This is a genomic window from Shivajiella indica (assembly GCF_042683085.1).
Classification (GTDB): Bacteria; Bacteroidota; Bacteroidia; order Cytophagales; family Cyclobacteriaceae; genus Shivajiella; species Shivajiella indica.
In genome coordinates this window covers 235,321-247,621 of the sequence record NZ_JBHUIV010000034.1, presented here as the reverse complement: position 1 = coordinate 247,621, position 12,301 = coordinate 235,321, and the positions used below count along the sequence as shown (strand labels likewise).

Here is a 12,301-nt window from a genome sequence, read left to right as displayed (position 1 = left end):
GGTTACCTTTGGCCTCCTAATTTTACTATCACAAATTTATCCTTAATAGCAATAAATATTAGGAAGCAAACTATTCCTATCGTTCCTAAAACTAACGTGGCAACGATGTTTTGTTCCATTTTCTCACCATTTACCCAGAATAAGTCAGGAAAGAACCAAGAAAGAAGGGACGTAATTAACAATAATGTTCCCAAGCCAAAAAAAAGATATTTCAGAAAGTGGTGATATAGATTATTGCTTTCCATGGTTTTTTCAATTTTCGCTAACGGGATTCAGCTTGGAGACGGCGGGCATTTGAAACAGTTTCCTTCTAGCATACTCCTAACTTCTTAAATGTACTAAACCTTCATTTTACTCCGAACCGCTCGCTGTATCCAAGGTGATGTTGGACTCAGTTCTTTATTAGGTTTACTATCAGTTTAATCATCAAATCCCTTTGCTCAGGTGAACTTTGTGCTACTGCCAATGCCAATGCTACCAAAGTATTTTCATTTATTTTTCTTATTCCTCTTTCATCCAAATGATAATTATTCTGCTCTAAGAACCATACAAATAGAAATGAACCTATTCTCTTGTTTCCATCGCTGAAGGCATGACCCTTGATGACAGAATATAACAATTGTGCTGCCTGCTCTTCAATGGTTGGATATGCCAATTCTCCAAACACCGTTTGGGAGATACTTCCCAATATTCCCTGGAATGAATCATCTTTCTCGTTTCCGAAGAGCTCTCCGGCTTCTCCTTTCTGAACCAATTCCTTCTTTAATTGGTGAATGGCTTTCTTGACATCATCATAGTTGATGACATAAATGATTTCTTTGGAAAGGTTATCGAGCCGAAGATCTTCTGAATCATACCTATTGAGTAATTCAAAAGATTTGGAATACTTTGAAATAATATCCAAAAATCCTTCTGTCAATACTCTTTGTGATTCGAAGGTTCTTTCTCTTAAAATATCAAGCTGATTTTCTAATTGTATGATTTTTTGACCTTGCTTGCTCAGTAATTCGCTGTTGATGGTATAACCTTTAACCAAGTAATCTTTGAGTCTTTGGGTTGCCCATTTTCTGAATTCAATCCCAACAGGTGATTTTACTCGGTATCCAACTGAGATCACTACATCCAAATTGTAAGCTGAAACCGCTCTTTTTACTTCTCTTTCCCCTTCTTTTTGAACTTGGCGGAATTTCCGCCAAGTTGACTCTTTTTCCAATTCCCCCTCTTTGTAAATATTTCGGATGTGCTCACCAATCGTCCTCCTAGCTTTACCAAATAACTCAACAAGCTGCTGTTCGGTGACCCAAACCGTATCGTGCTCCCCATCCAAAATGATTTCAAATTCATTACTACCTTGGGAGGGTTTGAAAACCACTATCTCAGAAATGAAGTCAATTGATTCCATGTTGGAAGATAAAGTTTTTTGATAAAAATATTAGTTCATTATTTCAAAAAACCTTTGATTTCAAAATTGCCAGGATCTTTAACAGCATATTCTATTAATACCTTTGATCCAATTTCCTTTTTATCGATCCTCTGAGAAAGTTTTTTCTTCTGAACATAAACTGAATCGTCAACCTGATAGGATATCGTGATGATTTGGGTAAATCCCATTCCCTTCGGACCATACCCAAGTGCATTTTCTGTAATCAATGCTTTTGCCTCTGCGGTTTTTGTCCATGGAGCAAATGGTATTTGAAAATTATTCCATGCTAGGTATAGAAAAACTCCAAAACCTAATATTCCGATTATCCAAGGATTTTACTTTGCCATTTTAGAATTGAGTCCAACGGGATTCAGATTGGAGACGGCGGGAATTCGAAGCCTCTCTCTTCCAATCTACTCCTAACTTCTTATAGATAGTGTACTTTCAATTTTCTCGGAACCGCTCGCTGTATCCAAGGTGATGTTGTGCTTCGCTTTTATTCTATCGTGAATGAGATTTTTTACCTAGTCCTAATTCCAATATTCTATATAGTGTTGAAAGTTGAATATCACTTTTTCCATTCTCAATCCTGGAGATAAAGCTTTTTTTAGTCCCTGTTTTAGTAGCAAGTTGTTCCTGTGTCATGTTTGATAGTCTTCGCTCTTCTTTGATAAGTTCACCAATAGCAAAAGCCTTGGCTTTCGCTTCAAAAGCCATTCTTTTTTCTTCGCCTACTTGCCCATACCTTTTTTCAAGGTGTTGTTCAAATGTTGTAATTGAGCTACTTTTTTCCATCTTTCTTTTGTTTGTTCTTTTCTTCAAAATACTCGGCTTTGATTTTCAATGCTTTCTCAATTTCTTTTTGAGGGGTCTTTTGAGACTTCTTTTGGAAGCCATTAAATAGCACTATCAAACTACCTTCATCAAAACAGCAAAATATCCTATAGATATTGCTGCTATACTCTATCCGTATTTCATAGAGTCCATCATAAGCAGTCATGTGTGAGAAAAACTCTGCCCCCTATACCTCTCCCACATTCCCTGAGAGTCTGCTTCCTCTGTCGATTTTACAGAACGATATAGAGTTCACTTGTTCCTTGAAATGGCCTGTACTGCGTTCCTGCCAGCTTAACCCCGGATGCGATGTGGCCAGCATATCCGATCGTCCGCCACACTTTGTCATAGGTACAAACGTAACTACCTATTTTTCGCATCGTAATTTGCCTTATCGAGGCTTCATCACTGGTTCATTTTTCCCGAATCAAGTTCGGGACAGGCTATTCAGCTCCATCAATACTCACCTACAGGGATAATAGTCCCCGTTTTTCCTTACCGCTCACCACATACTGGTTTCCCAAATATGCAGCGTAAGGTAGTTTGATGGCTGCTTCGGCAAACCGCCATCGGAGGGCCTGCCTATTGGTTACCCATTAGTCCTCCATCCATTTCAAAGCATTCAGCCCTTAGGGGCTGGTTCAAGTCACACACGGTCCTCAGCTTGGAGACGGCGGGCATTCGGGGCCGTTATCTTCCAGCCTACTCCTAACTTCTTAAAGATACTAAACTTTCAATTTACTCTGAACCGCCCGCTATATCCAAGGTGATGTTATAGCGCGTATTTCCCTTTTCAGAGTTCAATGGAGATTTTTACCTTCCCTCCCAATCCTTTTTCAACAATTTCATAAAGTGTTTTCAGTGTCAGATTACTTCCATTGTTTTCAACTCTTGAAATATAAGTTCTTTTTTTATCTACTAATTCCGCTAATTGCTCCTGGGTTAGATTCTTGTCCTCTCTTGCCTTCTTTAGTAGCAAACCAATTTTGAAAGACTCAAAATCCCTTTCCAATTTATCTCTGCGTTCGGTTCCTTTGACTCCGTACACATCATCTTTGATTTCTTTCCAGCTCTTAGTATTCATTTCCTTTTCTTTTTTCCTTTTTGAACTTCCTTTTCAGCATAATATTCATCCATCAGTTTGGCAGCCTTTTCAATTTCCCTGGTTGGTGTTTTTTGGGTTTTCTTTTGAAAGCCATTGAGAAGTATCACAAGCTTTCCTTCATCGAAAAAACAAAACACCCTCCAAATGTTACTTGCCAACTGAACCCTAGCTTCATATAGCCCTTTCTTTGTTCTTATGGGTTTCAGGTAAGTCTCCGGAACTCTTTCAAAAGTTTCAATAGCCTCAATGACTTTATAAATCTTGTTTTGAATTTTGATTGGTTGCTTTTTCAGAAAGTTCTCAAAGTGGTCTTGATAGGCTATGACTTCCCTGATTTTATCCATAACGCTAATGTAACTTAAAAGTTACAATTTTCAAAAATGTAAAAAATCTTTGTGTAACAGTTGGCGTTCGCAATATGCGCTATAACGTTTTCGGGCTTTGCGTTCGGGCGGGTTTTCGGAGCACAAAACTGTCAACCAGCACTGAACTTGAATTGAAGCACAAAGCTCCAAGTTTGCACGTCACCCCGCCTGACGCAAAACCCGTGTTACAAGCAGCTATTCTTTTCTGTCCCATAGTTCTAACATTGCTACCAAGTCGCTGTATTCTTCTGAAAATGCTCCGTCAAGTGTTCCAAATTTGCTCTTAAATTCCTTGAAATATTGTCTCGCCTTTTTGTCGCCTGAAATTGTCGCAATGAATAGTTTATTTGCAAGTTCCATTTTACTGTCGTCAAGACCTAGCTTTGCTGTTTCGTATGATTTTAAAACTGATTGAATTTCGTCTTGATTATATTTTCTGATTTGTCTGTTAACAACAAGTTCTCTAACGATTTTTTGTCCGCTGAAATGTAGTTTTTCAGTTGTCCAAACTGTTTCTTGAAATTTAAAATTCGTTCCTGTCGGCAAGTATTGAAGTTGGTCAACTAGCAATGTGTCTTTATTAACTCTTAGTCGGCAAGTCAGCACCGCACCCCAAAAGTCAATGATTGTGTCTTGTCCGCAAACTGAAAGAATAAATTCAGAATAAGTTGTCGGTTTACTTTCTGGATTTTTATAACCACATAAAATAATTGTCTTGCCGTTGGAAAGGCGAAAAGTCGTGTCTGGTTTACTGCCTTCTGTTGTCCCTGCCATAGTATTCTTTGGACAGTTGCAATTCTGTCCTTTGGTCTGTCCACAAGAGGTAAACGTCAAAGTAAAAATGGTCAATATTATTGTTATGCTGTGTCGTGTCATTATAGTTGCTTGTAACTTATTTATCTGTCTGGTTTTTCCAGACATTATTTACCTAACTTAATGAATAAGTCTGGTTTTTCCTTCCTATAAATTCAAATCTTCTAAAGGACTTTTGACTTGCTGAAGAGACTTTTGACTTACATGGGTGTAAATCTCTGTAGTCTTGCTACTCTTATGACCCAATAACTCCTGTATATACCTTAAATCTGTCCCCCTTTCCAATAAATGCGTCGCATACGAATGTCTTAACCAATGCGGCGTTACAGGTTTATTAATTCCTGCTTTTTGAACGGCTTTTTTAAACACCTCGGCCAAACTCTTTTCACTGTACGGCCCTCCTTTTTGTCCTTCAAAAATGTATTCTTTGGGTTTGTAGGACTTGTAATATTTTTCAAGCTCTTTCAAGAGAGACTCAGGCAAAGTAACAACCCGATCTTGTTTGCCTTTCGCTTGTTTGACCAACAAAAGACCCCTTTCCCTTTGTATGTGTTCAAACTTCAACCCAATCAACTCCGCCCTTCTTAAACCACAAGCATAGAGAAACATCAACATAAGCCGATGCTTGAGATTGGTTGGTGATCCCAAAATCCTTGCAACCTCTTCCTTACTCAATACATTTGGCAAAACCTTTTCCTTTTTAGGCCTATAGACAATTTCATGATTGAACTTGATACCCCTCCTATTCTGAAAAAACAGTTTAATGCCATTGACCACCTGGTTTTGGTAAGAACCCGAATAACCCCTGGCCAAAATATATTCCTTGTTGAATCTTTCAAGATCTTGGTTTTCAATCTCTCTGATCGACTTGTTTTCCAAAAATCTCAAAAATATAGAAACAGCATCTCGGTATGTCTTAACCGTACTTCCACTATAGCGCTTATTTCGCATCCAATCCTCAAACTTTCTGATTTCATCATCCAATGGATCCACTAAATCCGGAAGCTCTGGAAAAATAGTTGGTATCTCTACCCTCTTCAAGCCACTGTAATCCAACCATACCTTTCCCTTGAAAAACTGTAACATTTCTGAAAGCTTATTTTCTGTGTAAGCTACCCACCACACTTTCTTCCTAGTATCCCAATTACATCCAGGAAATTGCTTAACCACTTCCTTCAATTGAAAATCATAGGGAAATTCAATACTGATCACAGGTTTCTTTCCCATCCAGTCATTTTTCAAAACCAGCTTCTTCATAAAAAAATCGAATCCTAAAAATGAGTTTAAATTTAAACTTTGACCGACTACCTTAAAAGCTGCTAAATAAACTTATCCGATTATTTTTCCTGCCGAAAATGAAAAACCCCCGATTCCTCAGGGGCTTTTCTAATAAATTAATGTTTCAGATGACTACCTTGAATCTTCAATGTCCTCTGATTCCGAAATCTTCCTTTCGCCTTCCGACTTCCTCGTGGCGTCGATACCGTTGCGACCGTTACGTGAAATTATCCAACTTAATGAAACCCTTAAGGCCTTAACTCCTCAATGGTTCATAAATCTGACTTTCAGTTATCAGGAAAACGGATACTTCCCTTTCTCAATCATATAATCCGCAATCTGTCTTCTAAGCTCTTTGGTATTGACCAGGTCGGCTTTGGTGAAGCGCTTCAGACCCATCAACATCACCTTTTGCTCATCGCCCTTGGCAAAAGCAGCAATGGCTTCCTTAGCCGCGGTTTGGATTTTTTCCACTGCCTCAAACAGGTACACCTGCGACATGGCAATCTGCTGCTTACAGGCTTCTTCTCCTCTAATGCTGACCAGTTTTTCTGTTCTCAGTATGGCAGACTCCGCTGCATAAATCTCAATCATCACATCTGCCAGGTTCATCATGACCTCTTGCTCAGATTCGATCTTATCGGCTAAGGCCATAGCAGCTTTACCACCTACCATCAAGAAAACTTTCTTCAATTTCTTGATCACCTCTTTCTCTGAAGCAAACAACTCGGAAGTATCGATGGTCTCAAAGCTGGGTACTGAAGTCAGTTCATTGGCCACAGCCATGGCAGGTTCAAACAAATTGATTTCACCTTTCATCGCCCGCTTCAGCAACATACCCACCATCAACATCCTGTTGATCTCGTTCGTCCCTTCATAAATTCTAGAAATCCTGGCATCCCGGTAAGCCCTCTCCATAGGTGCATCCGCAGAATAACCCATACCTCCATATACCTGCACACCCTGATCCACTACATAATCCAAAACCTCAGAGCCGTGCACTTTGGCAATCGCCGCTTCAATGGCAAATTGTTCCAATGCCTTCAGTTTTGCTTCAGCATCTGGCATGCCTTCCGATGCCAAAGCTGCCATCCTATCCTCTATATCCTGACCGGCCCTATAGCACAGGGCTTCACAGGCATAGGTCCTGACCGCCATTTCCGCCAATTTTTGCTTGATGGCCCCAAAGGTATTGATGGCCACACCAAACTGCTTTCTTTCTCCGGCATATTTGATGGCATAGGAAGCCACGGTTCTACATCCTCCCAAAACTCCTGCACCTAGTTTGATCCTTCCGATATTTAAAATATTCACTGCAATCTTAAATCCATTTTGTCTTTCTGAAAGCAGGTTCTCCACAGGTACTTTGCAGTCATTGAAAAATACCTGACGTGTGGATGATCCTTTGATCCCCATCTTCTTCTCCTCTTCATTCATAGTAATACCCCCGAAGGTTTTTTCCACGATGAAAGCCGAAAGGTTTTTATCATCGTCAATTTTTGCAAAGACAATGAAAAGATCCGCAAAACCTGCATTGGAAATCCACATTTTCTGGCCATTGATGATATAGTGCTTGCCATCTGAAGACAACATCGCTTTGGTTTTGCCACTGTTGGCATCGGAACCTGCATCCGGCTCGGTCAGACAATAGCAGGCTGCCCATTCACCGGTAGCGAGTTTAGGCAGGTATTTTGCTTTTTGCTCCTCATCGCCATAGTATAAAATCGGCAGGGTTCCGATTCCTGTATGGGCACCATATGTGGTGGAAAATGATCCTGCACCTCCAATAATATCTGCGATCAACATAGAGGTATTGAAACTCATACCCATTCCCCCAAATTCTTCCGGAACCGAAATGCCCAATAAACCCAGCTCCCCAGCTTTTTTGAAAATGGAAGGGACCAAATCCGGATGCTTCATGCTGTCAATTTCTTCGATTTTAGGATGGATCTCTGTATCCACAAAGTCCTGACAGGCCTGAGCCATCATTTTCTGCTCTTCAGTGAATTCTTCAAAGATGAAGATATCCTGGGCTTCTGTTTCCCTGATTAGGAACTCTCCGCCATTGATTGTTTTTTTGGTTGTAGTTGACATATCGTGTAATGTTTAAGATTCTTGTTTGTTGAGATGCGAGAAGCGAGAGACGAGAGATTAGATTCAATTCTGGTTAAGAGAATAACTTTTATCTCTAAGGTTAAACCTTCGAGGTTTTAAAAACCTCAAAGGTTCTTTTCAGACTCCTTCTTTTTCTCTTAAATCTATACCTAATTCTTGGCTCTAAAGTCTCGTTTCTCGCATCTAATCTCTCGCTTCTATTTCAATAATTCGAATACCCCTGCAACCCCCTGTCCTCCTCCGACACAAGCAGTCACCATACCGTACTTCTTGTTCTGTCTGCGGAGTTCGTTGAAGAGCTGTACGGAGAGTTTGGCTCCTGTACATCCTAGCGGGTGACCAAGGGCAACCGCTCCACCATTGACATTTACTTTATTGATATCCATATCCAGGGATTTGATCACCGCTAAGGCTTGGGCAGCAAACGCTTCGTTCAGCTCAATCAGATCGATCTTGTCCAAAGTCAATCCTGCCTGTTTCAATGCCTTTGGCACTGCTTCTTTTGGACCAATACCCATGATACGGGGCTCTACCCCGGCTACGGAATAAGACATCATTCTCGCTACAGGCTCTAAATTCAGTTCTTTGACCATCCTTTCTGACATGACAACCACAAAGGCTGCCCCATCAGATGTTTGGGAGGAATTGCCCGCAGTCACCTGTCCGTTCATCTTAAAGGCTGGTTTCAGGTTGGCCAATCCTTCCAAGGAAGTCCCCGCTCTTGGACCTTCGTCGGTATCGACCACAAACTTTCTGGTTTTTCTTTTTCCTTTTTCGTCCACGTAGGTTTCCTCCACTTCTACCGGCACAATCTCTTCTTTGAATTTTGATTCTGCTATGGCTCTCAATGCTCGGTCATGGGAACGAACAGAGAATTCATCTGCTTGCTCACGGGTAATTTCATAGTCTTTGGCCAGCTCTTCTGCTGTCAAACCCATGCTCAGGTAGTAATCCGGTGTTTGGGAGGCAATTTTCCAGTTCAGAGCAGTCTTGTAACCCATCATCGGTAGCAAAGACATGGATTCTGTTCCTCCTGCAATGATGCAGTCTGCCATTCCGGCCTTTATTTTTCCCACTGCAAGGGCAATGGCTTCCAGTCCAGACCCACAATACCTGTTGATGATGAAACCGGGATTGTCCACGCCCAAGGCAAGAAGTGAAATCATCCTGCCCATCTGCATGCCCTGTTCGGCTTCTGGTATGGCATTGCCAACAATCAGGTCATCCACCATTTTATTTTCCAAGCCAGGAGTATGGGCCACCAGATGCTTGATCACATCCGCTGCCAGGTCATCCGGGCGGTAAAACCTAAAGCCACCTTTTTTGGCCTTTCCTACCGCCGATCTATATCCGTTGACTATATATGCTTCCATTTTGTAAGTGTTCTAATGAGTTTATTGTTAAAATTGGTTTTTGTTTGCTCGATAAGGTTGTAGAAGCGAGAAACTAGATGCGAGAGATTAGACTCGAGTCTAGTAAGGATTTGATTCAATGTTTGATTTGAGACCAATGATCATCTTTTGGACTTCATCGAGATCTTGATTGATAGACTCAAATTCATACTTATTTAAGAGACCTACTCTTCTAGCAATTATCGATTGGGTTTCGAGTTCAAAACTCTCCCCAAGACTGATATCAAGACAATTTGTAAAAGCCTTTGAAGAATTTCTGGCTGTTCCTTCAGCGATATTTGATGGAATAGAAACGCTTGACCTTCTCATCTGAGAAGTCATTCCAAACTTCTCATCTGATGGAAACGAAGTTGTTGTTTCATAAATCTTTACAGCCAAATCGACAGCTTTATTCCAAACATTAAGGTTTTTAAAATTATGTCTCAGCTTCATAAATCATTAGTTTAAAGTTTTGATTCTAATTTCTAACTTCTAATCTCTAGCTTCTCACTTCTCGCATCTCGCTTCTCGTCTCTTGCTTCTTGTCTCTCGCTTCTCGTTTCTCGCCTCTAATTTCTCAGCGGTTTTCCCTTAAACAAGATACTGTGTATCCTCTCCAGCGTCTTTTTCTCTCCGGTCAGACTGAGGAATGCTTCTCTTTCCAGATCGAGTAAATACTGTTCACTTACTTCGGTTGGGGAGGAAAGATCACCTCCAGACATCACCCAGGCCAATTTCCTGGCAATCTTGGCATCATGCTCAGAAATGTAATTGCCATACAACATACCTGTAATTCCTGCTTCAAATAGGGCAAGAGACGTTTTACCCAATACTTTGATATTGGTTTGTTGAACAGGTTGTGTATACCCTGCATCAAAGAGGGAAAGCACCTTGGCTTTGGCATCTGCTAAAACACGTTTTCTATTCAATGTGATGCTATCTTTGGTCTGAAGGTATCCTAAGCCTCTTGCTTCAGCGGCTGAAGTGGAGACTTTAGCAGTGGCTATATTCATGAAGTATTCCTGCAAGCGGTTCAGCTCTACATCACCTGCCTTAGTTTCATTGGAAAATCTTAAGGTCATTTCTTTGGTGCCCCCACCGGCAGGAATCAGACCCACACCAAATTCTACCAAACCCATATACAATTCTGAATGTGCCTGCACTGCATCAGCGTGAAGAGACAATTCACAACCTCCTCCCAAAGCCATATTATGAGGGGCTACCACCACCGGAACCGAAGAATATCTTGCCCGCATCATGGTATTTTGGAAACCTGCAATCATTAAATTGATTTCATCAAATTCCTGATCACCTGCAAACATGAAAAGCATGGCCAGATTAGCTCCAGCAGAGAAGTTGCCTCCTTCATTTCCAATCACTAATCCTTTATATGATTTCTCAGCCATGTTTATAGCTGTATTAATGCCTTCAATCACTTCCTGGCCAATGGAATTCATTTTAGTATGGAATTCCAAACCGATGACATCATTTCCAAGATCATAAAGGCTTGTACCAGCATTGCCCCAGATTTTTTTATTTCCTCCTTTGAGTGTATCTAATAGGATAAATTCATCCGTACCCGGAATCACTTTGTAGGATTTGCTGGGGATATCATAGTACTTTCTGATACCGCCTTCAACTTTGTAGAAAGATTCATTACCGGAAGCAAGCATCTCATGTACCCATGTTGCAGCCTTTTCTCCTGCAGCCTCCATTTTTTCCACTGTTTCTTTCACCCCAAGAACATCCCAAGTTTCAAATGGGCCGAGTTCCCAACCGAAACCCGCCGATACTGCCTGATCAATTCGGTACAGTTCATCGGCTATTTCCGGAATCCTGTGGGAACAATATTTGAAAAGATCATAGAAAGATGTCCTATAGAATTCTCCTGCTTTATCCTCAAAGTTGACCAAGAATTTTATCCTCTTTTTGAGATCATCTATTTCCTTGGATGCTTCCAATGCCTTGAACTTAGGTTTTTCCACATCCTTATACTCAAACGATTTTAGGTCAAGTTCTTTCAGTTCCTTGGTACCATCTTTATGACGGATCATTTTGAAATAACCCTGACCTGTCTTATCCCCCCACCATTTGTTGTCATACAATACCTTCACAATATTGGGCAACAGGAATTTGTCCCTGGATTCATCATGGGTCAATGTTTTATACAGGTTGTTGGCTACATTTACTGTGGTGTCCAATCCAACGACGTCCATGGTCCTGAAGGTGGCCGATTTCGCCCTTCCTATCACTGTCCCAGTCAACTTATCTACTTCCGAAACACCCATTCCGGTTTTTTCAATGGCATGCATCCCGGAAATGATCGCATATACTCCTATTCTGTTTGCTATAAAAGCTGGGGTATCTTTACACAAAACTGTTTCCTTGCCCAAAAATCTATCTCCATAATCCATCAAAAAGTCAACGATTTCCGGCTTGGTTTTTGGTCCAGGGATAATCTCCAATAACCTCAGATATCTTGGAGGGTTGAAAAAGTGTGTACCCGCAAAATTCTCCTGAAAATCTTCTGACCTCCCTTCGCACATCAAATGCATGGGAATACCTGAAGTATTGGAAGTAATTAAGGTTCCTTTTTTCCTGAATTTTTCGACCTTTTCAAAAAGGGATCTCTTGATATCGAGGCGTTCTACCACCACTTCAATAACCCAATCATAATCTTTTATTTTTTCAAGATCATCCTCAAAATTCCCGGTAGAAATTCTGGAAAAATAGGAGGCATCATACAAAGATGCAGGTTTCGCTTTTAAGGTATTTTCCAGAGCCGTATTCACAGGCCTGTTCCTGACCACTTTGTCAGTCAAGGTAAGCCCCTTTTTCTTCTCTTCCTCATTGGGTTCCGAGGGAATAATATCCAACAATAATACCTGTACACCAATATTGGCAAAATGACAGGCTATTCTTGAACCCATTACCCCTGAACCTAAAATGGCAACTTTTTTAATGGTTCTTTTCATAC

Annotated in this window: 11 protein-coding genes and 1 pseudogene; all 12 read right to left on the bottom strand. The window is 40.7% G+C overall.

Translation table 11 applies throughout. The features are described 5' to 3' along the window. Positions 1-391: 391 nt before the first annotated feature. Positions 392-1,402, bottom strand: a complete 1,011-nt coding sequence (rhuM, locus tag ACFSKV_RS19995; RefSeq protein ID WP_380806940.1) for a RhuM family protein — start codon at positions 1,400-1,402, stop codon at positions 392-394. Between the two features lie 38 nt (positions 1,403-1,440). Further along, entirely contained in the window at positions 1,441-1,650 is a 210-nt protein-coding gene (locus ACFSKV_RS19990; protein ID WP_380806937.1) for a hypothetical protein, read from the bottom strand. 274 nt (positions 1,651-1,924) lie between these two features. Then, positions 1,925-2,218, bottom strand: coding sequence for a helix-turn-helix domain-containing protein (locus ACFSKV_RS19985; RefSeq protein ID WP_380806935.1), 294 nt, complete (start codon positions 2,216-2,218; stop codon positions 1,925-1,927). Beyond that, positions 2,205-2,426: pseudogene (locus ACFSKV_RS19980) on the bottom strand (type II toxin-antitoxin system RelE/ParE family toxin); the annotation flags it as partial. The pseudogene ACFSKV_RS19980 and the gene ACFSKV_RS19985, both read right to left, overlap by 14 nt. Before the next feature lie 624 nt (positions 2,427-3,050). Then, positions 3,051-3,341: a helix-turn-helix domain-containing protein gene (locus tag ACFSKV_RS19975; RefSeq protein ID WP_380806933.1), complete on the bottom strand. Its 291-nt coding sequence runs from the start codon at positions 3,339-3,341 to the stop codon at positions 3,051-3,053. After that, positions 3,338-3,706: a type II toxin-antitoxin system RelE/ParE family toxin gene (locus tag ACFSKV_RS19970; RefSeq protein ID WP_380806931.1), complete on the bottom strand. Its 369-nt coding sequence runs from the start codon at positions 3,704-3,706 to the stop codon at positions 3,338-3,340. The genes ACFSKV_RS19975 and ACFSKV_RS19970 overlap by 4 nt, the downstream gene beginning before the upstream one ends. A gap of 216 nt (positions 3,707-3,922) precedes the next feature. Next, positions 3,923-4,501: a hypothetical protein gene (locus ACFSKV_RS19965; protein WP_380806929.1), complete on the bottom strand. Its 579-nt coding sequence runs from the start codon at positions 4,499-4,501 to the stop codon at positions 3,923-3,925. A 186-nt stretch (positions 4,502-4,687) separates the two neighbouring features. Further along, a complete protein-coding gene (gene xerA, locus ACFSKV_RS19960; protein ID WP_380806927.1) occupies positions 4,688-5,797 on the bottom strand; it encodes a site-specific tyrosine recombinase/integron integrase in 1,110 nt (369 codons plus the stop codon). 315 nt (positions 5,798-6,112) lie between these two features. Next, a complete protein-coding gene (locus tag ACFSKV_RS19955) occupies positions 6,113-7,912 on the bottom strand; it encodes an acyl-CoA dehydrogenase family protein (RefSeq protein ID WP_380806926.1) in 1,800 nt (599 codons plus the stop codon). 218 nt (positions 7,913-8,130) lie between these two features. Further along, positions 8,131-9,306: a thiolase family protein gene (locus ACFSKV_RS19950; RefSeq protein ID WP_380806924.1), complete on the bottom strand. Its 1,176-nt coding sequence runs from the start codon at positions 9,304-9,306 to the stop codon at positions 8,131-8,133. A 99-nt stretch (positions 9,307-9,405) separates the two neighbouring features. Beyond that, positions 9,406-9,777 carry a four helix bundle protein gene (locus ACFSKV_RS19945; protein ID WP_380806923.1) on the bottom strand — a complete coding sequence of 124 codons (372 nt, stop codon included), beginning with the start codon at positions 9,775-9,777 and terminating at the stop codon, positions 9,406-9,408. Between the two features lie 116 nt (positions 9,778-9,893). After that, positions 9,894-12,299, bottom strand: coding sequence for a 3-hydroxyacyl-CoA dehydrogenase/enoyl-CoA hydratase family protein (locus ACFSKV_RS19940; protein WP_380806921.1), 2,406 nt, complete (start codon positions 12,297-12,299; stop codon positions 9,894-9,896). Positions 12,300-12,301 lie beyond the last annotated feature (2 nt).

What these genes read in the sequence shown, in the direction of transcription:
- ACFSKV_RS19950 (WP_380806924.1), bottom strand. Translation starts at nt 9,306, where the DNA reads ATGGAAGCATATATAGTCAACGGATATAGATCGGCGGTAGGAAAGGCC.
- ACFSKV_RS19985 (WP_380806935.1), bottom strand. Translation starts at nt 2,218, where the DNA reads ATGGAAAAAAGTAGCTCAATTACAACATTTGAACAACACCTTGAAAAA.
- ACFSKV_RS19945 (WP_380806923.1), bottom strand. Translation starts at nt 9,777, where the DNA reads ATGAAGCTGAGACATAATTTTAAAAACCTTAATGTTTGGAATAAAGCT.
- ACFSKV_RS19940 (WP_380806921.1), bottom strand. Translation starts at nt 12,299, where the DNA reads ATGAAAAGAACCATTAAAAAAGTTGCCATTTTAGGTTCAGGGGTAATG.
- ACFSKV_RS19970 (WP_380806931.1), bottom strand. Translation starts at nt 3,706, where the DNA reads ATGGATAAAATCAGGGAAGTCATAGCCTATCAAGACCACTTTGAGAAC.
- ACFSKV_RS19965 (WP_380806929.1), bottom strand. Translation starts at nt 4,501, where the DNA reads ATGGCAGGGACAACAGAAGGCAGTAAACCAGACACGACTTTTCGCCTT.
- ACFSKV_RS19955 (WP_380806926.1), bottom strand. Translation starts at nt 7,912, where the DNA reads ATGTCAACTACAACCAAAAAAACAATCAATGGCGGAGAGTTCCTAATC.
- rhuM (WP_380806940.1), bottom strand. Translation starts at nt 1,402, where the DNA reads ATGGAATCAATTGACTTCATTTCTGAGATAGTGGTTTTCAAACCCTCC.
- ACFSKV_RS19975 (WP_380806933.1), bottom strand. Translation starts at nt 3,341, where the DNA reads ATGAATACTAAGAGCTGGAAAGAAATCAAAGATGATGTGTACGGAGTC.
- xerA (WP_380806927.1), bottom strand. Translation starts at nt 5,797, where the DNA reads ATGAAGAAGCTGGTTTTGAAAAATGACTGGATGGGAAAGAAACCTGTG.